At 71.9% G+C, this 21,980-nt stretch carries 19 protein-coding genes and 2 tRNA genes; 4 read left to right on the forward strand and 17 right to left on the reverse strand.

Annotated features, from left to right (window positions below; translation table 11 throughout):
• Window positions 1-74: 74 nt before the first annotated feature.
• The 6 genes from K7G59_RS22545 to leuS all read right to left on the reverse strand — a co-directional run bounded on the left by K7G59_RS22545 (window position 75) and on the right by leuS (window position 9,405).
• Window positions 75-320 carry a hypothetical protein gene (locus tag K7G59_RS22545; protein ID WP_225837008.1) on the reverse strand — a complete coding sequence of 82 codons (246 nt, stop codon included), beginning with the start codon at window positions 318-320 and terminating at the stop codon, window positions 75-77.
• 223 nt (window positions 321-543) lie between these two features.
• Window positions 544-2,880: a ComEC/Rec2 family competence protein gene (locus K7G59_RS22550; protein WP_225837074.1), complete on the reverse strand. Its 2,337-nt coding sequence runs from the start codon at window positions 2,878-2,880 to the stop codon at window positions 544-546.
• A 548-nt stretch (window positions 2,881-3,428) separates the two neighbouring features.
• A complete protein-coding gene (locus tag K7G59_RS22555; protein ID WP_225837010.1) occupies window positions 3,429-4,631 on the reverse strand; it encodes a ComEA family DNA-binding protein in 1,203 nt (400 codons plus the stop codon).
• Between the two features lie 142 nt (window positions 4,632-4,773).
• Window positions 4,774-5,619, reverse strand: a complete 846-nt coding sequence (locus K7G59_RS22560) for a DegV family protein (protein ID WP_225837013.1) — start codon at window positions 5,617-5,619, stop codon at window positions 4,774-4,776.
• A gap of 73 nt (window positions 5,620-5,692) precedes the next feature.
• Entirely contained in the window at window positions 5,693-6,376 is a 684-nt protein-coding gene (locus K7G59_RS22565; protein WP_225837016.1) for a hypothetical protein, read from the reverse strand.
• Window positions 6,377-6,531: 155 nt separating this feature from the next.
• On the reverse strand, window positions 6,532-9,405 hold the full coding sequence (gene leuS / locus K7G59_RS22570; protein ID WP_225837018.1) for a leucine--tRNA ligase: 2,874 nt from the start codon (window positions 9,403-9,405) through the stop codon (window positions 6,532-6,534).
• Window positions 9,406-9,820: 415 nt separating this feature from the next.
• Between leuS and K7G59_RS22575 the strand changes: the two genes are divergently transcribed.
• Window positions 9,821-11,047, forward strand: coding sequence for a cytochrome b/b6 domain-containing protein (locus K7G59_RS22575; protein ID WP_225837021.1), 1,227 nt, complete (start codon window positions 9,821-9,823; stop codon window positions 11,045-11,047).
• Window positions 11,044-12,654: an NADH-quinone oxidoreductase subunit NuoF family protein gene (locus K7G59_RS22580; RefSeq protein ID WP_225837022.1), complete on the forward strand. Its 1,611-nt coding sequence runs from the start codon at window positions 11,044-11,046 to the stop codon at window positions 12,652-12,654. Before K7G59_RS22575 ends, K7G59_RS22580 begins: the two co-directional genes overlap by 4 nt.
• 135 nt (window positions 12,655-12,789) lie before the next feature.
• Here the strand turns inward: K7G59_RS22580 and K7G59_RS22585 are convergent.
• From K7G59_RS22585 to K7G59_RS22600, 4 genes are all read right to left on the reverse strand, one after another.
• Window positions 12,790-12,862: transfer RNA gene (locus tag K7G59_RS22585), tRNA-Ala, on the reverse strand.
• A gap of 494 nt (window positions 12,863-13,356) precedes the next feature.
• The gene (locus tag K7G59_RS22590; protein WP_003976229.1) at window positions 13,357-13,590 is read right to left on the reverse strand and encodes a hypothetical protein; all 234 of its coding nucleotides are present in this window, start codon (window positions 13,588-13,590) and stop codon (window positions 13,357-13,359) included.
• A gap of 3 nt (window positions 13,591-13,593) precedes the next feature.
• Window positions 13,594-13,767, reverse strand: coding sequence for a hypothetical protein (locus tag K7G59_RS22595; RefSeq protein WP_225837023.1), 174 nt, complete (start codon window positions 13,765-13,767; stop codon window positions 13,594-13,596).
• Between the two features lie 69 nt (window positions 13,768-13,836).
• Complete coding sequence (locus K7G59_RS22600) at window positions 13,837-15,189, reverse strand: MFS transporter (protein WP_225837076.1); 1,353 nt, start codon at window positions 15,187-15,189, stop codon at window positions 13,837-13,839.
• A gap of 266 nt (window positions 15,190-15,455) precedes the next feature.
• Between K7G59_RS22600 and K7G59_RS22605 the strand changes: the two genes are divergently transcribed.
• Window positions 15,456-16,331, forward strand: a complete 876-nt coding sequence (locus K7G59_RS22605; protein WP_225837024.1) for a helix-turn-helix transcriptional regulator — start codon at window positions 15,456-15,458, stop codon at window positions 16,329-16,331.
• 55 nt (window positions 16,332-16,386) lie between these two features.
• Here the strand turns inward: K7G59_RS22605 and K7G59_RS22610 are convergent.
• The 7 genes from K7G59_RS22610 to K7G59_RS22640 form a co-directional block, all read right to left on the reverse strand.
• A tRNA-Ala gene (locus tag K7G59_RS22610) sits at window positions 16,387-16,459 on the reverse strand.
• 82 nt (window positions 16,460-16,541) lie between these two features.
• Window positions 16,542-17,210 carry a histidine phosphatase family protein gene (locus tag K7G59_RS22615; protein ID WP_225837025.1) on the reverse strand — a complete coding sequence of 223 codons (669 nt, stop codon included), beginning with the start codon at window positions 17,208-17,210 and terminating at the stop codon, window positions 16,542-16,544.
• Window positions 17,210-17,644 (reverse strand): ribosome silencing factor, encoded by a 435-nt coding sequence (gene rsfS, locus K7G59_RS22620; protein WP_225837026.1) that lies wholly within the window; start codon window positions 17,642-17,644, stop codon window positions 17,210-17,212. Before rsfS ends, K7G59_RS22615 begins: the two co-directional genes overlap by 1 nt.
• A 101-nt stretch (window positions 17,645-17,745) precedes the next feature.
• Window positions 17,746-19,509: an LCP family protein gene (locus K7G59_RS22625; RefSeq protein WP_225837027.1), complete on the reverse strand. Its 1,764-nt coding sequence runs from the start codon at window positions 19,507-19,509 to the stop codon at window positions 17,746-17,748.
• A 16-nt stretch (window positions 19,510-19,525) separates the two neighbouring features.
• Complete coding sequence (nadD, locus tag K7G59_RS22630) at window positions 19,526-20,212, reverse strand: nicotinate-nucleotide adenylyltransferase (protein WP_225837028.1); 687 nt, start codon at window positions 20,210-20,212, stop codon at window positions 19,526-19,528.
• 65 nt (window positions 20,213-20,277) lie between these two features.
• The gene (locus K7G59_RS22635; protein WP_225837029.1) at window positions 20,278-20,442 is read right to left on the reverse strand and encodes a hypothetical protein; all 165 of its coding nucleotides are present in this window, start codon (window positions 20,440-20,442) and stop codon (window positions 20,278-20,280) included.
• Between the two features lie 141 nt (window positions 20,443-20,583).
• Window positions 20,584-20,748: a hypothetical protein gene (locus tag K7G59_RS22640; RefSeq protein ID WP_225837031.1), complete on the reverse strand. Its 165-nt coding sequence runs from the start codon at window positions 20,746-20,748 to the stop codon at window positions 20,584-20,586.
• Between the two features lie 103 nt (window positions 20,749-20,851).
• Between K7G59_RS22640 and K7G59_RS22645 the strand changes: the two genes are divergently transcribed.
• Window positions 20,852-21,958, forward strand: coding sequence for a M48 family metallopeptidase (locus K7G59_RS22645; protein ID WP_225837033.1), 1,107 nt, complete (start codon window positions 20,852-20,854; stop codon window positions 21,956-21,958).
• The last annotated feature ends 22 nt before the right edge of the window (window positions 21,959-21,980 follow it).

The raw sequence follows: 21,980 nt of genomic DNA on the forward strand, positions 1-21,980 counted from the left end.
CCCACGCGGCACTGACAGCGGACCGGCCACGCACCCCGGCCGGCCCTCGGGCGTCCCCTGAGCCCGGCTCAGGGTCACGGTTCCTCGCGCCAGCCGTCCCACTCCTCCGCGAACGCGTCCAGCTCTGCCGGGTCCAGCAGCTCGTCCTGGTCCCGCAGGACCACGAGCCACTGGACGTCCTCGGCGTCGTCCTCGCCGGCCAGTGCGTCCCGGACGACCCGGGGCTCCTCGTCGATCCCGAACCGCTCCGCGACCGCCTCGGCAGCCTCCTCGGCGGCCTCACGGTCGGGCAGCACCAGCACGTGTCTCACATCGCTCACCGGGCCATTCTCCGACACAGCACGAGCACCGGCCGAAACCCCCTCCGAAGCGGCCCGCCCGGGGCCGGGGGCGCCCAGGGCCGGGGCCCGCCCGAGGGCCCGAGTCCGCCCAGTGCGGGCCCCGTCCGAGGGCCCGAGTCCGCCCAGTCCGGCTCCGCCTGGGCCGGAGTCCGCACAATCGATGCCGGCTCCAGTGGCCGGCGGCCAGCGCCCCGCACCCGGCTCAACTCCCCGAACCGCTCCCATACGCCGTCAGCCCTCCCCCGCCCGCGCCTCCACTCCCGGCGACCGCGAGCGCACCGTCCCGGTCCGTGCGCAGCACCACCGCGCCGCCGGTCCGCAGCGCGGCCGTGGTCGCCGGTGCCGGGTGCCCGTAGGGGTTGTCGGCGCCCACGGAGATCAACGCCACCCGTGGAGCCACCAGTCGTATCAGGTCCGGGTCCTGGTAGGCCGAGCCGTGATGGGCCACCTTCAGTACGTCCACCGCCGCCAACCGCGCCACATCCGGCGAGCGCAACAGCGCTTGCTGGGAAGGCGGTTCGAGGTCGCCGAGCAACAACATCCGCAGTCCGCCCGTCCGGGCGAGCAGTGCAACACTCGCATCGTTGGGTCCGTCCGGCTCCGGTGCCGGGCCCGGCGGGGGCCACACCACGCGCCAGGCGAGCGGTCCGGTGCGCCGCTCCTCCCCCGCCACGGCCCGGCTCACCGGGATGTGCCGTTCGGCCGCCTCCCTTCTGACGAACTCTGCCTGTTCCGCGGGTTCTTCGAAGCCGGTGGTCTCGATCTCGGCCACCGTGCGGTGGCGCAGCACTCCAGGTAGCCCTGCCACATGGTCGGCGTGGAAGTGGGTGAGGACGAGGAGGGGCACACGCGTGATGCCCAGCTCTTGCAGGCAGTGGTCGACCAGCGCGGGATCGGGCCCGGCGTCCACGACCACGCCCGCTCCCTTGCCCGCCGCCAGCACGGTCGCGTCGCCCTGGCCGACATCGCACATCGCGAACCGCCAGCCGGGCGGCGGCCAGCCCGTGATCACCCTGGTCAGCGGCGTCGGCCGCACCACCACCAGCAGGAGCAGCATGCCGAGCATCCCGCACCACCACGGGTGCCGCAGCACTCGGCGACCAGCGAGGACGACGGCCACGGTGACCGCCGCCAGCAGCAGCGCTCCCGGCAGGCTTGCGGGCCAGTCCACTCCCGCGCCGGGCAGGCCGGCCCCGGCGCGGGCGACCCCGGCGATCCAACGGGCCGGCCAACTCGCGCACCAGGCCAGCGCCTTGGCCACCGGCATCCCCACCGGCGCTGCTGCCAGCGCCGCGAACCCCAGCACCGTGGCCGGTGCCACCGCCGGCTCCGTCAGCAGATTGCAGGGCACCGCCACCAGGCTCACCCGGGCCGACAGCACCGCCACGACCGGCGCGCACACGGCCTGCGCGGCGGCAGCCGCGGCCAGCGCCTCGGCGAGCCGCGCGGGCACCCTGCGCCGCCGCAGCCCCTCGCTCCAGGCGGGCGCCAGCACGAGCAGGGCGCCGGTGGCCAGCACGGAGAGCAGGAAGCCATAGCTGCGAGCCAGCCACGGGTCGTACAGCACCAGCAGCAGGACAGCAGTGGCCAGCGCCGGGATCAGGGACCTGCGGCGTCCGGTGGCCAGGGCCAGCAGGGCGACCGCACCGCAGGCCGCTGCCCGCAGCACGCTGGGATCGGGCCGGCACACGACCACGAATCCCACCGTGAGCCCCCCGGCGAGCAGGGCGGTCGCCCGCAGCGAGAGCCCCAGGCGCGGGGCAAGGCCGCGACGTTCGGTCCGCTGGGCCAGGCCAAACGGTCCGATGAGCAGGGCGAGGAGGATGGTGAGGTTGCTGCCGGAAACGGCGAGCGTGTGCGCCAGGTCCGTCTCCCGGAACGCCTCCTCCAGCTCGGGTGTGATCCGCGAGGTGTCGCCGACGACCAGGCCGGGAAGCAGCGCCCGCGTGTCCGCGGGCAGCCCCTCGGTCGCCTCCCGCAGCCCGGCCCTGAGCCGCCCTGCCAGCCGCTGCGGCCCGCTCGGCCCCGCCACGACCACCGGTCCCCGCCCGCCCCGCACCCGCAGCACGGCCGCGGTCCGACCACCGCCCGACCGGGCCGGCGCCAGCCGCCCGGTCACCCGCAGCCGCGTGGACGGCAACAGCCCTGACCAGGCCGAGCGCCCGCCCCACGCCGAGCGCCCACCCCGCCTTCCCGGACCGTCCGCGTCCCGCTCTCCCGGACCGTCTGCGTCCGATGCCGGGCCGTGCGTGTCCGATGCCGGGCCGTCCGTGTCGACGACCAGCAGCACTGGGCTGCGCGTGCGCACACTTCTCCCGCCGCTCTCCCTGACGCGCCTCACCTCCGCCCGGGCCAGGACCGCCACCGGCACCGTGCGGTCGCCCCGCACCCGAGGCCTGCTCAGCCAGGGGTCCTGGGTCAGCTCGACCTCGGCGGTCACCGTCGCGAACCGCCGGGCCAGCTCGGGCACCGGGCCCCGCCGCACATCCGCCCCGTGCAGCCCGGCCGAGGCGGTGGCCGCGGCGACGCAGAGCAGCATCGCGGCGACCGGCGCGCGAGCCCAGGCGAACCGTCCGCGCGCCTCGTCGGCCGGTCCCGCCCGCAGCCACCGCCCGGGACCCGCGGGGCGGCAGCGGTCGGCGGCCCCGGGCCGCCGCGCCAGCAGCAGGACACCTCCGAGGGCCAGACAGAACGCCGCGATCCCCATGCTCCAGCCCGTCGGGACGTTCAGCGCCACAGCCGCCGCACCCCAGGCCGCGAGCGCGGGCGGAACGAGCCGCAGGTCCGCCGACTCCGCCGGCCGCGGCTCAGCGGTCCCGCCCCGCCGCCCTGGACCGGCCTGGCGGGACCGCCGCCCGCCCGTGCGCCCCGGCAGCCGCTCCCCGGGCGGCTCTGCCCCCACGGCCTGCCCGACCGCCACCGGCCGCGAAAGTCGTTGCTCCGCGGCGCGCCCGGCGACCGCCCCGGAGACCCCGTGCCGCGGCGGCTCACCGTCCCGCACGTCACGGTCACGCGCGTCACCCTCACTCACGCCCCGCGCCGGCACCGCCCGATCCCCATGTCCCCGTTCGGCGTCCCGTGTCGGACTCATGGCCGGACCAGGCTTCGCAGGTCGGCGAAGCGGCGGTCGCCGATGCCGTTGACCTGACGCAGTTCGTCCACCGAGCGGAAGCCGCCGTGTCGGGTGCGGTAGTCGATGATGTGCTGGGCCAGCACGGGACCGACTCCGGGCAGGGTCTCGAGCTGGTCCGCGGTCGCTGTGTTGAGGGAGACGGGCGCCGTGGAACCTGCGCCGGCCGCTCCGGGGCCGCCCCCGGCGGCAGGGCCGGGCTGGGCCGGTGCCCCGGGCGGCGTCCCGACGACGACCTGTTCACCGTCCACCAGGAAGCGGGCCCGGTTGAGCCCCTCGATGCTCACGCCCGGGCGCACCCCGCCGGCCGCCCGCAACGCGTCGGTCACCCGTGAACCGGTCGGCAATCGCTGGACGCCGGGATGCCTGACTTTGCCCCCGACGTCCACGACGATCTCTCCACCCGGTGTCCCCGAGACCCCCAAGGGCGCACCGGCCGTCCGATCACCGGCCGCCTCTCCTTCGCCCCTTCCCTCGTCTTCGCCCCTTCCCTCGTCGGTCCGCTTGTCGAACGGGGCCTGCGCCCGCACCACCTGGGGAGCACTCACGGACTGGGTCCGGCCTGCCCAGAAGTGCTGTACGGCGAGGAGAGCGGCGGCCAGCAGCACCACGCAGAGCGCGATCACCCCGCGCCGCTCCACCCCGTACCGCGTCTGCAACCACACCGGTACCCGCTCCCGCAGCGCCAGACCGACCCGCTCCCGCCGGCTCGGCACAACCGGCCCCGCCGCCTCCAAAGCGTCTGCAGCCTGCGGTGGTTCACCCTCGGAGGGTTCGATCTCGGACGGTTCAGGCCCGGACAGTTCGGACTCGGACAGTTCGGACTCGCGCAGTTCGGACTCGGGCAGTTCGGACTCGGGCAGTTGAGACTCGGACGGTTGAGACTCGGGCGGTGCAGACTCGGACGCGGCGGCCTCGGGTGCCGCAAGCGACACGGGCGTCGCGATCCTTCCGTCCGGCGGGGCGTTGCCCGACTCCCTCCATTGCACGGCTCGTTCACCGAAGAGGAGTTCCGCCCGGCGGCGCAGTTCCTCCGCCGGGGCGGCAGGGCCTCGCCTGTGGTGGGTGGGGCGGCGGTGGCGGACCCGGCCGTCGGAGGTGGGGCCGCGGCCCGGGCCGCTGGTCGCTGTGGCTGTGCGTGAGCGTGGTCGAAGTGCCATGCGACGAGGATCGGGCATCTCACCGTTCCGCGATGATCTTGTTCAATTCCCGAGGATTACCGCCCAGTTGTGGATAACTTCGCCACCCGTACGGGTGAAAGATGCAGCAAAGGCGAGGCAGGACAAGGCGGAGGTGACCGGGTCAGCGCGGCGAGACGACCACTCCCAGCAGCCCGGGCCCGGTGTGCGCCCCGATCACCGCACCGACCTCACTGACATGCAGGTCAGCCACGCCTGGCACCCGTTCCCGCAGCCGGTCGGCGAGCGCGGCGGCGCGGTCGGGGGCGGCAAGATGGTGGACGGCGATGTCGACCTCGGCGGAGCCCGCCCGTTCGGCGACGATCTCCTCCAGGCGGGCGATCGCCTTGGACGCCGTGCGGACCTTTTCGAGGAGTTCGATACGGCCGTCCTCGAGTTGGAGCAGCGGTTTGACGGCGAGCGCGGAACCGAGCAGCGCCTGCGCGGCGCCGATGCGACCACCGCGGCGCAGATAGTCGAGGGTGTCCACGTAGAAGTAGGCGGAGGTACCCGCAGCCCGCTTCTCGGCTGCTGTGACGGCCTCGTCCACGGTCCCGCCGGCCTCTGCCGTCTCGGCCGCGGCGAGCGCGCAGAAGCCCAGTGCCATCGCGACCATCCCGGTGTCCACCACCCGCACGGGTACCGGCGCCTCGCGCGCCGCGAGGACCGCCGCGTCGTGGGTGCCGGACAGCTCGGCGGAGAGGTGGAGGGAGACGATGCCGCTCGCACCGGACTCGGCGACTCTGCGGTAGGTCTCCGCGAACAGCTCGGGACTGGGGCGGGAGGTAGTGACCGGGCGCCGCTTCTGCAGGGCCTGCGCGAGGGAACGGGTGGAGATCTCCGTGCCCTCTTCGAGTGCCTGGTCACCGAGGACCACGGTCAGGGGCACCGCGGTGATGCCGTGGCGCTCCATCGTCCGCGGCGGCAGGTAGGCCGTTGAATCGGTGACGATCGCGACATGGCGGGACATGAGCTGGAGGTTACCTGCCGTAGCGTTCACACGGCAGCCCGGCCCCCTGCCGTGCGGTACGGACCCGGCGCTGTCATGTGGTGCTCTCGGGACGGGCCTTCTTCTCCCAAGGGTAGGCAGGGCGCCGCGACGGCGGGGTGATCGCCGGGGTCGTCGGATCCTCGGCGCGGGAGCCGTGCGCTTCCGGCCGGGGCTGCGGATCCGGTGCGGTGGAACGCGTCCAGTGGCGCAGGGCGCCCGCCTCGACGTCTATCTCGGCGCTGAGCGCGTCCAGGTCGTCGTCGGCGAAGTGGCGGGCCCGGTCGCGGGCCGCCCAGCGCAGCGAGTCCGCGGACTTGGTGATGCGTTCGGTGCGGCGGCGCAGCTCCGGCAGCCGGGCGGTGAGTGCCGCCTGGTCCGGTTCGGTCTCCAGGCGCCTGAGTTCGGCGTCCAGTTCGTGTCCGTGCGCGCTGAGCCGCTCGAAGAGGCCGAGGGACTCCTTGAGGGATGCGTCCTCGGCCACGCCCGTGTGCAGGGCGTCCTGGGTGGCGCGCATCGAGGTGCGCAGCGTGAGCCGCAGCTGGGCGACCTCACCGGCCGGGCCGGTCTGGACGAAGGACCTGGCGCGCAGGGTGTGGTCCTCGACCGTGCGGCGGGCCTGCGCGATCGTCCGGTCGACCCCGCGCTTGGCGGCGCCGACCGCCTTGACCGTGGCGTACACGCCGAGCCCGATGAACAGCAGGAAGAGCAAGGTGAACACGATGATCACTGCTTCCACGACGCTCCTCCTCCGCCCGGCACGGCGCAAGCCGCTGCGCTCTCCACGGTAAACGCAGCGGGCAGGTCCGGGGTTCCGCAAGAACCCCGAACCTGCCCGTAAGGGACTACCCCGAGCCGGTCGAGACGGTCGAGCCGGCCGGCCGCTGCCGGTGCTTACGCGGGAACGATGTTCACCAGCTTCGGCGCGCGCACGATCACCTTGCGGATGCCGGCACCGTCCAGCGCGGCCACGACCTTCTCGTCGGCCAGCGCGACCTTCTCCAGCTCTTCCTCGGAGATCGTCGGCGGCACCTCCAGGCGGGCCTTGACCTTGCCCTTGATCTGCACGACGCAGGTCACGGTCTCGTCGACCACGTACTGCGGGTCGGCGACCGGGAAGTCCTGGTGGACGACCGAGTCGGTGTGGCCCAGCCTGCGCCACAGCTCCTCGGCGATGTGCGGGGCCAGCGGGGCCACCATCAGCACCAGCGGCTCGGCGACCGAGCGCGGCACCGCGCCGCCGGCCTTGGTCAGGTGGTTGTTCAGCTCGGTGACCTTGGCGATGGCGGTGTTGAACCGCAGGCCCTCCAGGTCCTGTCGTACCCCGTCGATCGCCTTGTGCAGGGCGCGCAGCGTCTCCTCATCGGGCTCGGCACCGGTGACGGTGACCTCGCCGGTGTTCTCGTCGACGATGTTGCGCCACAGCCGCTGCAGCAGCCGGAACTGGCCGACCACCGCGCGGGTGTCCCACGGGCGGGAGACGTCCAGCGGGCCCATCGCCATCTCGTACAGGCGCAGCGTGTCGGCGCCGTACTCGGCGGCGATCTCGTCCGGGGTCACCGCGTTCTTCAGGGACTTGCCCATCTTGCCCAGCAGGCGGGTGACCTGCTCGCCCTGGTAGTAGTAGGCGCCGTCGCGCTCCTCCACCTCGGCGGCCGGCACCGCGATGCCCCGGCTGTCGCGGTACACGTAGGCCTGGATCATGCCCTGGTTGAACAGCTTGTGGAACGGCTCCGCGGAGGAGACGTGCCCCAGGTCGAACAGGACCTTGGACCAGAAGCGGGCGTACAGCAGGTGCAGTACGGCGTGCTCGGCGCCGCCGACGTACAGGTCGACACCGCCGTGCGGCTGGCCCTCGCGCGGGCCCATCCAGTACCGCTCGATCTCCGGGTCGACCAGCTGCCGCTCGTTGTGCGGGTCCAGGTAGCGCAGCTCGTACCAGCAGGAACCGGCCCAGTTGGGCATGGTGTTGGTCTCACGGCGGTACTTCTTCGGCCCGTCGCCCAGGTCCAGGGTGACGTTGACCCATTCCTCGTTGCGCGACAGCGGCGTCTCGGGCTGGGTGTCGGCGTCGTCCGGGTCGAAGGTGCGCGGGCTGTAGTCCTCGACCTCGGGCAGCTCCAGCGGCAGCATCGACTCGGGCAGGGCGTGCGCGATGCCGTCCTCGTCGTAGACGATCGGGAAGGGCTCGCCCCAGTAGCGCTGGCGGCTGAACAGCCAGTCGCGCAGGCGGAAGTTGACGGTGCCCTCGCCGATGCCCTTGCGTTCCAGCCACTCGGTGATGCGGGCCTTGGCGTCGGTGACGCCCAGGCCGTCCAGCTTCACGTCGTCACCGGAGGAGTTGACGATCTTCGCTTCGTAGGAGGCGAAGGCGTCGTCCCACGTCGACGGGTCGGTCCCGCGGCCGTCGGTCGGTTCGACGACGCAGCGGATCGGCAGCTCGAAGGCGCGCGCGAAGGCGAAGTCACGTGTGTCGTGCGCCGGGACGGCCATGATCGCGCCGGTGCCGTACCCCATCAGGACGTAGTCGGCGATGAAGACGGGGACCTTCTCGCCGTTGACCGGGTTGGTCGCGAACGCACCGGTGAAGACACCGGTCTTGTCCTTGGCGTCGGCCTGGCGCTCCACGTCGGACTTCGAGGCGGCCTGCGCGCGGTAGGCGGCGACGGCCTCGGCGGGGGTGGCGTGGCCACCGGTCCACGCCTCGTGCGTGCCCTCCGGCCAGGCGGCCGGGGTGAACTTCTCGACCAGCGGGTGCTCGGGGGCCAGCACCATGTAGGTCGCGCCGAACAGGGTGTCCGGGCGCGTGGTGAAGACCGTGATGCGCTCGCCGTCGATCGGGAAGTCGACTCGGGCGCCCTCGCTGCGGCCGATCCAGTTGCGCTGCTGCAGCTTGATGGCCTCGGGCCAGTCCAGCGCGTCCAGGTCCTCCAGCAGCCGGTCGGCGTAGGCGGTGATGCGCATGTTCCACTGGCGCAGCTTCGCCTTGAAGACGGGGTAGTTGCCGCGCTCGGAGCGGCCGTCGGCCGTGACCTCCTCGTTGGCCAGCACGGTGCCCAGGCCGGGGCACCAGTTGACGGGCGCGTCGGAGGCGTAGGCCAGGCGGTACTCGCCCAGGACGTCGGCGCGCTCGGCGGCGGTCAGTTCGTTCCACGCGCGCGTGGTGCCCGCGATGGCGCGCTCACCGGACTCGAACTGGGCGATCAGCTCGGAGACCGGGCGGGCCTTCTTCGCCTCGTCGTCGTACCAGGAGTTGAAGATCTGCAGGAAGATCCACTGGGTCCACTTGTAGTAGTCCGGGTCGATCGTGGCGAAGGACCGGCGCTTGTCGTGGCCCAGGCCCAGCCGGCGCAGCTGGGCCTTCATGTTCTCGATGTTGGCCTCGGTGGACACGCGCGGGTGCGTGCCGGTCTGCACGGCGTACTGCTCGGCGGGCAGGCCGAAGGCGTCGAAGCCGAGGGTGTGCAGGACGTTGTGGCCGGTCATGCGCTGGAACCGGGCGTAGACGTCGGTGGCGATGTAGCCCAGCGGGTGGCCGACGTGCAGGCCCGCACCCGAGGGGTACGGGAACATGTCCATGATGAACTTCTTGGGCTTCGCGGCCACCGCGGCGTCGCCGGCCAGGTCGCCCTTGGGGTTGGGTGCCGCGTAGGTCCCGTCGGCGTCCCAGAAGTCCTGCCAGCGTGCCTCGATCTCGGCCGCCATGGCGGCCGTGTAGCGGTGCGGCGCGGCTACCTCGGCGGTGGCAGCGGGGTTCGTCTCGCTCATGATCCTCAAAGCTCCATCGATCGTCTCTGCCTGCGGCTGCGACATCCAAAGAAACGAAAAAACCCCTCGCACAGGAGGGGACGCCGCGCCGATGCCGACCACGGTTGCAACCACCGGTCGGTACTGATCAGCGCGGCCCGCTAAGCAGAAGGCGTACGGCACGCATGGCGCCAGGGTACCGCACCCTTTGAGCAAGCAGCGACGCGGTTCCGTATGCCTTGTGGACATGCCAGGAACGTGGACGGAACTGAACCGAGGGCGAGGACCGCTTCGCATAACACCCGCCAAGGGACATCACTCAGTCACATTGTCCGTCGATAACAACGCAATGACTCAAACCCCGTACTGATCGGTATGGCGCCACCTAGAGTTCGGCAGCGGGACCGCTTTCCCGAAACTGCTCGGAGTTGCCCCCATGAACCGTCGTCGTAGCACCAGCTCGCTTCCCAAACCAGGCCGGTCGGCCTATGGGGCGGCGACCGCCGTCACCTCGCTGCTCCTTCCCGTGACCGTGCTGGCCGGCGGCAGCCGGTTCCGCGATTTCCTGAACTTCGGCGCGGGCGTGATGTCCCTCGTCTCGCTCAGCTGCTCCGTGATCTGGGGCCTGTTCGCACAGGACCGCATCTTTCTGAACGCCCGGCAGCGGATCGTCGGCCAGGCGGTGCACCGGACGACGGGGATCGCCTCCATCGCGTTCCTGCTGCTGCACATCACCATCAAGGTCTCGCTCGGCCACACGCGGCTGATCGCCGCGGTCGTCCCCTTCTCGCTCGGTGTCACCGGAATCGCCGGTCTGATCGGACTGGGTTCGCTCGCGGGCCTGCTGATGATCTTCGTGGGCGTCACCGGCGCCCTGCGCAGCAACTTCGCCACCCCGGCCCCCGTAGCCGCCCGGTGGCGGGCCATGCACATGCTGGCCTACCCGGCGTGGTGCGCGGCGCTGGTGCACGGCCTGTACGCGGGCCGCCAGGCCAAGCCCGTCTTCGTGATCCTCTACATCCTGTCCCTGCTGGGCGTGATGGGCGCCCTGGCGCTGCGCTCGGCCCCGCGTCCGGTCAAGCGCAGGATCGCCGACCGGCTCGCGGCGCTGTTCGGCAGCCCGGAGCGGCCGGGGCCGGACGACCTGGACGCCGTCCGCGCCCGGGGGTCCGCGCTGCCGGGCTACGAGGGCCGGCCCGAGCGGAGGCCGTCGCCCGCCGGCTCGACGGGTCCCCTCTTCGCCTCGCCGTACCCGTCCCCCGTCCCGGCCCCGGAGCCCGTGTCCGGCTTCGCCGCCGCCTACCGGGCGGTGTCCACCGCGGGCCGCGCGGGCGGCCCCTCCGGCTCCTCGGGCAGCTGGCCGATCCCGTCCCCGCCGCCGGTCGGTGAGGCCGCGCCGTCCGCCTACGACCCGGTGCGGGACACCGGCCGCGCCATGCCGGTGTACGACGGTCCGGGCGTGCCGGTGTACGACGGTTTGGGCGTCGGCGGATACGGCGGGAGTGATCCGTACGACACCGGTGAGACGAACGGCCGTCATGGCACGTACCACCCGGGTGACACGTTCAACGGCGGTCCCGCCACCGAAACGCTGCCCGGAGCGCCCTTCGGCGCGCCGGGATCGGGCGAACCCTGGAACACGCCTTCCGGAGGCTTTGAGTGAACGAGGCCCTGCCCGACGTTCCCGAGGTCCGCGTCGTCGGGCTCCCCCAGCTCACGTCGGGCTTCGACCTTGTGGAACGACTCGACCTGCCCATGCACCTGAAGGTGCACGGGCCGCTCGACCCCCTGGGCGGCGAACAGCTCGCCCAGCTCGCCGAGCGGATCAGCCTCAAGGGGCGCGGCGGCGCCGGGTTTCCCTTCCACAAGAAGCTGCGTTCGGTCGCCGAGTCCGCGATCAGGCGCGGCGTACGGCCGGTCGTCGTCGTCAACGGCAGCGAGGACGAGCCGGCCTGTCGCAAGGACACGGTGCTCATCAACCGGGCCCCGCACCTCATCCTGGACGGCGCGCTGCTGTGCGCCGAGGCCCTGGGTGCCCGCACGCTCGTGGTGGGGGTCACCCGGGAGTCCACCCAGCGCTCCATGGAGGCCGCGCTCGCCGAACGCGGGCTGAGCAACAGCCGTAGGTCGGCCCTGCGCGCGTGGGTGCAGCGCAACCCGGTGCGCATGGTCACCGGTGCCGCCGCGTCGCTGATCCGCTCGATCGACGGCGGCCCGCCGATCCCGCCCGGCCGCAAGACCAGCGCCTCGCAGAGCGGCGTCGGCGGGGCGCCTACGCTGCTGTCGAACGCCGAGACGTTCGCACAGCTGGCCGTCGCCGCACGCATCGGCCCGGACCGCTACGGCAACACCGGTCTGTACGACGAGCCGGGTACCGTCATGCTCACCGTCTCCGGCGCGGTCGCCCGCCCCATGGTGATCGAAATACCCACGGGTGTGCCGCTGCGCTACGTGCTGCACATGGCCGGTGCTCCGCCGGTGCCGCAGGGCGTGCTCACCGGCGGCTACCACGGCAAGTGGATCGACGCGGCGACCGCCGACGAGGCGATCATCTCCCGCAACTCCCTGGACGCGGTCGGCGGTTCGCTGGGCGCCGGGGCGATCCTGCCGATCAGCCAGGAGACCTGTGCGCTGGGCGAGTCGCTGCGGGTGGCGCAGTGGCTGGCCGAGGAGAGTGCGGGCCAGTGCGGCCCCTGCTACCTCGGACTGCCTGCCGCCGCGCGTGGCATGGAGGACATCCTGGACGGCGGCGGCCCGGCCGCCCTGGAGGCGCTGAAGCAGGTCGCGAGGAACGTGAAGCGGCGCGGGGCGTGTTCGCATCCGGACGGCTCCGCGATGTTCCTGGAGTCGACCATCAGGGCGTTCACCGGCGACCTGGCCGCCCATGTCCTCGGGAACGGCTGCGGACGGCCCGTGGAGGGCGTTCTGCCGCTCTTCGAGGGCGGCAGGGCCCCGGCGGGCGTCCCGGGCGGCGTGGGACCGGCAGAGGCCGGCGCGAGCCGCCAGAAGATCTACGTCGACTGGACCCTGTGCCGGGGGCACGGGCTGTGCGCCGACATCCTCCCGGAGGTCTTCGAGCTGGGCGCCGACGGCTTCCCGACCGTCGCGCAGGCGCAGGTGCCGCGCTATGCGGAGGCGAAGGCGCTGCGTGCGGTGCGTCGCTGCCCGGCGCTCGCCCTGCGCATCGAGGAGGACACCCGCGCACAGGAACCGACGCGCAACCTGCCGGTTCTCTCCCAGGGCCGCGGCCGGCGGGCGCTGGGCCGCTGAGGACACAGGAAGGGCGCTGAGCACACAGGAAGGGCGGGGCACCCGGTTCGGGGGCCCGCCCCTTCTTCTCGGCCGCCGCGTTCCGCAACACGCCGAAGGCGGACCATCCTTCGGATGATCCGCCTTCGATTTGTGTGGAGCTAAGGAGAATTGAACTCCTGACCTCCTGCATGCCATGCAGGCGCTCTACCAACTGAGCTATAGCCCCTTGTTTTGTTGTCTCGCCCGGTTCCCCCGGCGACGACGTAAACATTACAGGTCCCGGGGCGTAGCACCAAATCGGTTTCCGGTACGGGCCGATACGGGCATCGATGTCGGCTTTGGGGACTGTGATGGCTACGGCCAGGGCGGCTGTCGCCTTCGCGGGGCCGACGCGGGGCGACGCTGGGCGCGGGGGTCGCCCTGGCGCACGACTCGTGGCGGTGGTGAACCGGCGCGGTGTTCCGCGTGGGGCCACGGGGCACGCCGAGGACACCGCGGACCAGGCCCGCGCGGCGTTCCGGCCCGCCTGCCGCACACCAGGACCGGCAAGCCGCCGGGGTGAGCGCGGCCCGCTGCCGCTCCCCCGCGGCGCCGGAAGACCCCAACTGCGGCAGGAAGGAGAGCGATTGACGCTGCCCGCCCTCTACGGAGCAACCGGTGCGCTGTTCCTCGCGCCGGCCCGGACATCGTTGCCGGTGCGGAGAAAGCGCTCAGGAGTGGTCAGGCCGTGACGAAGGAATAGAACCGCTTGAGCGTGCAGTGCTCTTCCAGCAGGCGGCCATAGATCGGCTCGCCCTCCAGTTCCCGGTAGGTCTCGATCGGGTCGCCTTTTATGATCAGCGCCCGCGCGCATTCCTCGCACCAGTACTGGTAATCGGGATTGACCGGTTCCATGTCCCGGACGATCGGCGTTCCGCTGCCGCACCAGTCGCACTTCCGCCTGTGGGCACCCATCGATCAGCTCCAGCTGTGGCCGCAGGCCGTGCACACGTAGGAGATTCCGCCGTTGTCCCCGAGAACCTGGGCCACATGCGCGGAACCGCAGGAAGGGCAGCTGAGCCGGGTCGCCGTGTCCCGTATCAACGCCGCACCGAGGAGGTCGCCGCCCTCCTCAAGGATGCTCTCAGGCACCACTGCTCCCTCCCGTCGGGCCGCGCCCCCTTCCGGCCGTTTGATTCTGCCACGGCCGGACCAATACGGTCAGCGACGCCTCAGTACCAGTCCGGACACGGCGCCCACCGCGGCCAGCGCGGCCAGCGCGCACGCGCAGCCCCACAGCGCCTCCGCAGAGGTATACGCCCGCGGAACCCCGAGTGACTCAAGCCGGTTCAGGAACAGTGTGCCGAAGACCGCGACGCCGAGCAGCTGGCCGAGCTGGGTGACCGTTGCCAGCAGACCGCTGGCGTCCGCCGCGTCCTCGGGCCGCACCGTGGCCAGCGCCCGGGTGAGCGTCGGGCTGAAGGCGAGCGCGAGCCCCACCCCCATGCCGGCGTACGCGGCGTAGAGCACCGCGCCGCCGTCGCCGCCACCGTGGAACGACAGTCCCACCCCGGCCACGGACACCGCGGCGAGCGCGAACCCGACCGGGGTGAGTGCCCGCTGCCAGGCGGCGGGCCACCTCCGCCAGGTCAGGCTGACGGCGCCGAAGACGGCCGCGGTCGGGGCGAAGCTCAGCCCGGCCCGCAGGGCGCTGTAGCCGAGACCGCCCTGGACGTGCAGCGTCAGCGCGAAGAGGAAACCGGCGTTGACCGACATGACGGCAAGGACACGGAAGACGGCCAGGCCCATGCCGGGGTGGCGCAGCACTCGCGGCGCGATCAGCGGGGCGCCGCCGCGCCGGGCCAGCCCGGCCTCGTAGCCGCAGAACAGCGCGAACAGCACCACGGCGCCGGCCAGCGACAGCCAGGACCACAGCGGCCAGTCCTCCTCCTGCCCGAGCACCAGTGGCACGGTCAGCAGCGACACGGCGGCGGCCAGCAGCACCAGCCCCGGCAGGTCGAGGGTGCGGGCCCGCTCCTCCTTCGCCGAGCCGCCGAGCGGCAGGATGCGCCGGCCCAGCACCAGCAGTACGGCGCCGACGGGAACGTTGACCAGGAACACCGGCCGCCAGCCGGTGCCGAACAGGTCGGCGCTCACCAGCACACCGCCGACGACCTGCCCGGCTGCCGCGCCCACGGCGAGGACCGCCGAGTAGACGCCGAGCGCCCGGACCCGGGCCTCGCCGGTGAAGGTCCGCTGGATCAGGCTGAGCACCTGCGGGATCATCAGCGCCGCACCGACGCCCTGCACCAGCCGGAACACGATCAGCTCGGTCGATCCCTGCGCCAGGCCGCAGGCGAGTGAGGCGGCCGTGAACAGGGCGAGCCCGGCGAGGTGGACCCGGCCGTGGCCGAGCCGGTCGCCGAGCCGGGCGCCGGTGATCAGCAGCACGGAGTAGCTGATGGTGTAGCCGGCGATCACCAACTGCAGGTCGGCGCCCGAGGCGTCGAGGTCGGAACCGATGGTGGGGGCCGCGACGTTCACGATGAAGACGTCGAGGACGGCCATGAACATGGCGGTGAGCAGGGCCGCGAGCAGTACCCGGGACCGGTTGTCAGTGCCGGGTGCTTCACTGTCAGTGGTCGGTGCTTCACTGATCGCAGGGCCCGCACCGGGCGCGGAGCCCAGCACGGTTCGAGGTGTCGTCGTCATGGCATCGAGCCTCGCGACACACCGGTAAGGGTGCCGAGTGCCCGCTGATGCTGGTACTGCCAGCACCTGGCAGGAGACGGGCCTGATCCGGACGATGGGGACGGAAGACGGGGGAACGGGGAACGACGATGGGTACGAGGACACAACGCCGCAGGCCCGAGCTGGCCGCCTTCCTGCGCAGCAGGCGGGCGCGGGTGAAACCGGCCGACGTGGGCATGCCGCCGGGGCTGCGGCGGCGCACACCCGGGCTGCGGCGGGAGGAGGTCGCCCAGCTCTCCGGCGTGGGCGTGACCTGGTACACGTGGCTGGAGCAGGGCCGCCCGATCAACGCGTCGGCGCAGGTGCTGGACGCGGTCGCGCGCACGCTGCGGCTGGACCCGCCGGAGCGCGAGCATCTCTACCGGCTGGCGGAGGTGCCTTTCGACCCGGATCCGCAGTGTGTGACCCGGCGGATCGGTCCGGAGGTGCAGGGGATCATCGACGCGCTCGACCCGCAGCCCGCGGTGGTCTACAACGCGCGGTACGACATCCTCGCCACGAACGCGGCCTACCGCGCCCTGTTCGCGGTGCCGGAGACGCTGCGGATGGGCGTGTCGAACGTGCTGTGGATGCTGTTCACGGTGTCGGAGGCGGCCTGCCCGGTGGTGCACCGGGAGCAGGAGCTGCCGCTGATGGTGGCGACGCTGCGGTCCGCCTACGGCAGACATGTGGGCGAGCCGGCCTGGGAGGAGTACATACGGGCCCTGTCCGCGGCGAGCCCCTCCTTCGCGCAGCTGTGGGAGAGCGGGGTGGTGGCGCCGCCGGGACCGCGGGTGAAGACGTTCCGGCACGAGGCGGTGGGTGAGATGCGGATGACCTCGCAGTCGCTGTCGATCGACGGGATGCCCGAGTGCCGGATCGTGGTCTACACGCCGGAGGAGGAGGAGACGCGCCGGAAGGTGGCGTTCCTGCGGGAGACCCGGGAGCGCACCCCGGGGTGGAATGCAGAAAATCCCGTCCCCTGAGAGGGGACGGGATCCTCATCACCGATCTTTGACAACTCAACAGAGTGTCGACCAGTGGAGCTAAGGAGAATTGAACTCCTGACCTCCTGCATGCCATGCAGGCGCTCTACCAACTGAGCTATAGCCCCTGGTGTTCTTCCCGCTCGGCGGGGCGAACAAGAAGAACTTTAGCCTGCGACCTGCCGGAAAGTGAAATCCGGGGTCCCGGGCTCAGGTGTCGTCGCCGAGGACGGGCTCCGGGAGGGTGCCCGCGTTGTGCTCCAGCAGGCGCCAGCCGCGGGCGCCTTCGCCCAGCACGGACCAGCAGCAGTTGGAGAGGCCGCCGAGGCTCTCCCAGTGCTGGGCCTCCAGGCCCAGCAGCCGGCCGATGGTGGTGCGGATGGTGCCACCATGGCTGACCACCACGAGGGTGCCGTCCTCGGGCAGCTTCTCGACGTGCCGCAGCACGACGGGGGCGGCTCGGTCGGCGACCTCCGTCTCCAGTTCGCCGCCGCCACGGCGGACCGCCTCGCCGCGCTTCCAGGCGGCGTACTCCTCGCCGTACCGGGCGATGATCTCCTCGTGCGTCAGCCCCTGCCAGACACCGGCGTAGGTCTCGCGCAGGCCTTCCTCGCAACTGACGTCGAGCCCGGTGAGTGCCGCCAGTTCGGCGGCCGTGCTCGCGGCCCGCTGCAGGTCCGAGGAGACGATGGCGTCGGGCCGCAGGGAGGCGAGCAGCCGGGCGGCCCGGCGTGCCTGGCCCATACCGGCCTCGGTGAGCGCGACATCGGTGCTGCCCTGGAAGCGGCGCTCCACGTTCCACGCGGTCTGGCCGTGCCGCCACAGGATGATGCGGCGGCCCCGGTTCTTGCGGTCGGTCACCTCGCCGGTGGCGCTCATCACCACTCCCCGCCCGGCTCCTCGGCGGCCTGCAGGCGGGCGTGCTCCTCGGCCTTGCCCCGGGTGGCCTTGGCGTCGGCGGGCAGTTCGATCTCGGGGCAGTCCTTCCACAGCCGCTCAAGGGCGTAGAAGACGCGCTCCTCGCTGTGCTGGACGTGGACGACGATGTCGACGTAGTCGAGCAGGACCCAGCGGGCCTCGCGGTCGCCTTCACGGCGCACCGGCTTGGCGCCGAGTTCCTTCAGCAGGCGCTCCTCGATCTCGTCCACGATCGCCTTTACCTGGCGGTCGCTGGGCGCGGAGGCCAGCAGGAATGCGTCCGTGATCGACAGCACGTCGCTGACGTCGTAGGCGATGACGTCGTGGGCGAGCTTGTCGGCCGCCGCCTGGGCGGCGGTGTTGATGAGCTCAAGAGAACGGTCGGTGGCGGTCACTACGAAGCTTTCGGTCGGCGGTCACTGGACCTCAAGGGTCTCACGGTCCGCCTGGCGCACCCCACGTGATGACGACGGCACGTGGGGTGCACCGACCGGAGTCAGGAGGCGCCGGGCCGGTAGTCCGTTCCCAGGACCACCGAGACGTCGGCTCCGGAGGAGACGGTGCCCTTGGCCACCGAGCCGGCCGGCAGGCCCAGCGTCTTGGCGACCTCGGTGGCGTTCTCCTTGTCTGCGGCGTCCGCGTAGACCACCCTCGACGTGGTCCGGGTGCCGGACGCGCTGCCGCCCTCCAGGAAGGTGAAGCCGCCGTTGAGGAGCACCACACGGGCCTTCTCGGTGTTGTCCTTCGCGCCGGTGGCGTTCTGGACGGAGACCCGGACCGCGGATCCCGCGTCGGGGCTCTTGGCAGTGCCGCCCAGGATGTCCTTCACCACGCTGTCACTGGTGCTCGCGCTCAGCGTGCCGTCGGCCTGCACCGGCAGCAGGGCCGTCTTGTAGTCGCCGCCCTTGGCGAGGTCGGCGAGCTTGGCGAGGAAGGCACCGAGGTCCTTGTCGGTGAGCGGCGGGTCAAGGATCTGCGCGAGTGTCTGCACGGTCACCGTGGCCCCCGCCGGGTCCGAGGACAGCTTGCGCAGCACGCCCTGCATGACCTGCCCGAACCGCTCCAGCTGGGCGTTCTGGGACTCGCCGGTGGCGCGGTAGGTGGCGTAGGCGACGGCCATCTTGCCGCTGAGGGTCTGGTCCGAGCCCTTGTGGACGAGCGGCGAGGCGCCTTTCTTCTTGGCGTCGGGGTCGGGCACGTCGGCATTGGTGTCGATGTCGATGTTGCCGACCAGCTCGACGAGGTTCTGCAGGTAGGGGGTGTCCAGCCGCCAGGTGCCCTGGATGTCGGTGCCGAGGACGGCGCCGAGCTGGTCACGGGTGCCGGAGGCGCCGTCGTCGTCGACCGACTTGGCGAGGGTCGTGGTGGAGCCGTCGTCACCGGTCAGCGCGAGGGAGTTCGGCAGCAGGACGGTGGTGCCCTGCTTGGTGGTGGTGTTGTCGACCAGCAGCGCGGTGGAGGTGCCGCCCTTGGCGGTGTTGTGCAGGTGCACGACGATCACGTCGCGTTTCTGGGCACCCACGGCGGTGGCCTGGGCGGTGCTGCCGCCGGAGGAGGACAGGCCGGGGAGTTTTCCGGCGTACCAGAGGTAGCCGGCACCACCGACGGCGACCAGCGCGAGGACGACGACGAGGGCGACGATCCGGCTGCGGGCGCGGCGGCGGGCCTCCTCTCGGCGCTCGGTGCGGTTCTCGGTGAACTTCAGCCAGTCGATGACGTCCTCGGAGTCGCCGTCGGGCTCCTCCACGAAGGCGAACTGCTCGGTGCGATAGTCCCGTTCCTCCGCGGGCCGCTGCCCCTCGGCCTCCTGCGGGGCGTATGCCTCCTCGGCCGGGCCGGCCTGCTGCGGGATATGCGGGGTCTGCTGCGGGATGTGCGGGGTCTGCTGCGGGATGTGGGCGGTCTGCTCGGGGACGACCCGGGGCTGTCGGCCGCTGCTCGCCGCCTGCCCGTAGGGGTCGTACGCCGGGGCCTGGCCCTGGGCCGCCGTACCGTAGGGGTCGTGGGGGTCGTAGGAGCCGTACCCGTCGTACGACGGGGGCTGCGGCTGCTGCCGGCCGGTGTCGTAGGGCGGTACGGGCTGCTGCTGCCCGGTGGCGTAAGGGTCGTAGCCGTAGCCCGCCTGCTGGGTGTACGGGTCGTAGGTCCGCTGCGGAGCCTGCTGTACCGGGACCTGCCGGTACACGGGCTGCCCGTACTCGTCGTAGCCGACGAGTACGTACTGGTCGCTCCCGTACCCCGCGTCGTATCGGTCGTTCACCGGTGCCCCTCTCGGCTCACTCGCCGCGGTACAGCTGGCGCTTGTCGATGTAGCGCACGACTCCGTCCGGCACCATGTACCAGATGGGTTCGCCCTTGGCGACTCTCGCACGGCAGTCTGTGGAGGAGATGGCGAGCGCCGGCACCTCGACGAGGGTGACGCCGCCTTCCGGCAGGCCCGGGTCGGTCAGGTGGTGGCCGGGGCGGGTGACGCCGATGAAGTGCGCGAGGGAGAACAGCTCCGCGCTGTCGCGCCAGGTCAGCAGCTGGGCGAGGGCGTCGGCGCCGGTGATGAAGAACAGGTCGGTGTCGGGGTTGAGGGCGCGCAGGTCGCGCAGGGTGTCCACGGTGTAGGTGGGACCGCCGCGGTCGATGTCGATACGGCTGACGGAGAACTGCGGGTTCTCGGCGGTGGCGATGACCGTCATCAGGTAGCGGTCCTCGGCCGCGGAGACCGTGCGGTGGGACTTCTGCCAGGGCTCGCCGGTGGGCACGAACACCACCTCGTCCAGGTGGAACTGTGCGGCGACCTCACTGGCCGCCACGAGGTGTCCGTGGTGGATCGGGTCGAACGTTCCGCCCATGACGCCCAGGCGTCGCTTGCCCGAGTGGGCGGGGCCGTGGCCCGGGCCGTCCTGCGGGTGCTTCGCCCTGGCGCCACCGTACTCGTTCGCCGGACCGGTAGGCATGTCCTGCTTTCCCATGCGTGCAGACCCTACCGGCCCGGCCTCGGACCCCCTGCCGGGGCGGGGTGCTCCGCCTTCTCGGCTCAGCGGTCGCGGTTGAAGCGCGTGGTGACCCACAGCAGAAGGAGCAGGACGATCAGGGCGCCGCCGCCGGTGACGGCCGGGTTCAGGCTGTTGTGGTGACCTCCGTGCTCCTCGCCCTCGGCGGCGAGGGTGACCAACTGGGCTGCGGCGCTGTGGAAGCTCATCTTCGGCAGGACCTATCGCGTGTGGGCGGGATAAAGATGTCGGCTCATCGTAAGCGGGCGCCCCCGCGCCGATCACCCCGACTCCGCCGTTGGGGACGGGCGGCGGCAGGAGCGGGCGGTCCGGGGAACCTCCGCGGCCGGTCAGTCGTCCTTCCGTTTGTAGCCGCGCAGCAGGAACCAGGCGGTCAGCGCGCAGCCCAGGACCATCACGACCAGGACGATCCGGAGCAGATTCCCCGTCCCGTGCTGCTGGACGGCGCTGGTGGCGGCCTCGGTCAGCCAGGCGGCTGCGGGGTGATGCTCCATCACGTGGACTCCTTCGGCTGTACTGCCCGTCCACGGTATCTCCGCCTAGGCTGGGCTCCGCCTCGGGGGCACAGTGGACACTCACACGCACATGGGGGATGACATGTCCGACGACGGCCTGTACGGGACCGGGCACGAGCGGGTGCCGAGCAGGCAGCGCATGCGCTTCCCCGGGATCTCCTCCCGTGCCTACGAACATCCGGCCGACCGGTCGGCTCTGGTGGCGCTGCGCAAGCTGAGCGGTTTCGACACCGTGTTCAAGGCGCTGAGCGGACTGCTGCCGGAGCGGAGCCTGCGACTGCTGTTCCTGTCCGACTCGGTGCGGGTCTCCCAGCGCCAGTTCTCACACCTGCACGACATGCTGCTGGACGCCTGTTACATCCTGGACCTGGAGAAGGTCCCGCCGATGTACGTCACGCAGGACCCGCAGCCCAACGCCATGTGCATCGGGCTGGACGAGCCGGTCATCGTCCTCACCACCGGGCTCGTCGAGCTGCTCGACGAGGAGGAGATGCGGGCGGTGGTCGGCCACGAGGTGGGCCACGCGCTGTCGGGGCACTCGGTGTACCGCACGATCCTGCTGTTCCTGACGAACCTGGCGCTGAAGGTGTCCTGGATCCCGCTGGGCAATGTGGCGATCATGGCGATCGTGACGGCGCTCAGGGAGTGGTTCCGCAAGTCGGAGCTGTCCGCGGACCGGGCGGGCCTGCTGGTGGGGCAGGACGTGCGGGCCTCGATGCGGGGCCTGATGAAGATGGCGGGCGGCAACCATCTGCACGAGATGAACGTGGACGCGTTTCTGGAGCAGGCCGAGGAGTACGACTCCGGGGGTGATCTGCGCGACTCCGTGCTGAAGATCCTCAACGTGCTGCCCCGTTCGCACCCCTTCGCCACCATCCGCGCGGCCGAGCTGAAGAAGTGGGCGGAGTCCCGGGACTACCAGCGGCTCATGGACGGGCACTACCCGCGGCGCAGTGAGGACAAGGACACCTCGGTCAGTGGCTCGTTCCGGGAGTCGGCGGCCAGCTACGCCGACGATGTGAAGGCCTCCAAGGACCCGCTGATGAAGCTGGTCACGGATCTGGCGGGCGGCGCGGGCGGCCTGGGCGGCCGGGTGCGGCGCGGCTTCGACGGCTTCACGAGCCCGCCCCCTGCGCAGCAGGGCCCGACCGACGCGACGCCGCAGGACGGCGAGGCAGAAGACCGGTAGCGAGGCCGGCCCGGCTCGCACC

It is taken from the genome of Streptomyces sp. NK08204 (assembly GCF_020400585.1).
Classification (GTDB): Bacteria; Actinomycetota; Actinomycetes; order Streptomycetales; family Streptomycetaceae; genus Streptomyces.

What these genes read in the sequence shown, in the direction of transcription:
- K7G59_RS22575 (WP_225837021.1), top strand. Translation starts at nt 9,821, where the DNA reads ATGAACCGTCGTCGTAGCACCAGCTCGCTTCCCAAACCAGGCCGGTCG.
- K7G59_RS22645 (WP_225837033.1), top strand. Translation starts at nt 20,852, where the DNA reads ATGTCCGACGACGGCCTGTACGGGACCGGGCACGAGCGGGTGCCGAGC.
- K7G59_RS22600 (WP_225837076.1), bottom strand. Translation starts at nt 15,189, where the DNA reads ATGTTCATGGCCGTCCTCGACGTCTTCATCGTGAACGTCGCGGCCCCC.
- leuS (WP_225837018.1), bottom strand. Translation starts at nt 9,405, where the DNA reads ATGAGCGAGACGAACCCCGCTGCCACCGCCGAGGTAGCCGCGCCGCAC.
- K7G59_RS22615 (WP_225837025.1), bottom strand. Translation starts at nt 17,210, where the DNA reads ATGAGCGCCACCGGCGAGGTGACCGACCGCAAGAACCGGGGCCGCCGC.
- K7G59_RS22560 (WP_225837013.1), bottom strand. Translation starts at nt 5,619, where the DNA reads ATGTCCCGCCATGTCGCGATCGTCACCGATTCAACGGCCTACCTGCCG.
- K7G59_RS22605 (WP_225837024.1), top strand. Translation starts at nt 15,456, where the DNA reads ATGGGTACGAGGACACAACGCCGCAGGCCCGAGCTGGCCGCCTTCCTG.
- K7G59_RS22590 (WP_003976229.1), bottom strand. Translation starts at nt 13,590, where the DNA reads ATGGGTGCCCACAGGCGGAAGTGCGACTGGTGCGGCAGCGGAACGCCG.
- nadD (WP_225837028.1), bottom strand. Translation starts at nt 20,212, where the DNA reads ATGGGAAAGCAGGACATGCCTACCGGTCCGGCGAACGAGTACGGTGGC.
- K7G59_RS22635 (WP_225837029.1), bottom strand. Translation starts at nt 20,442, where the DNA reads ATGAGCTTCCACAGCGCCGCAGCCCAGTTGGTCACCCTCGCCGCCGAG.
- K7G59_RS22555 (WP_225837010.1), bottom strand. Translation starts at nt 4,631, where the DNA reads ATGGCACTTCGACCACGCTCACGCACAGCCACAGCGACCAGCGGCCCG.
- K7G59_RS22640 (WP_225837031.1), bottom strand. Translation starts at nt 20,748, where the DNA reads ATGGAGCATCACCCCGCAGCCGCCTGGCTGACCGAGGCCGCCACCAGC.
- K7G59_RS22550 (WP_225837074.1), bottom strand. Translation starts at nt 2,880, where the DNA reads ATGCTGCTCTGCGTCGCCGCGGCCACCGCCTCGGCCGGGCTGCACGGG.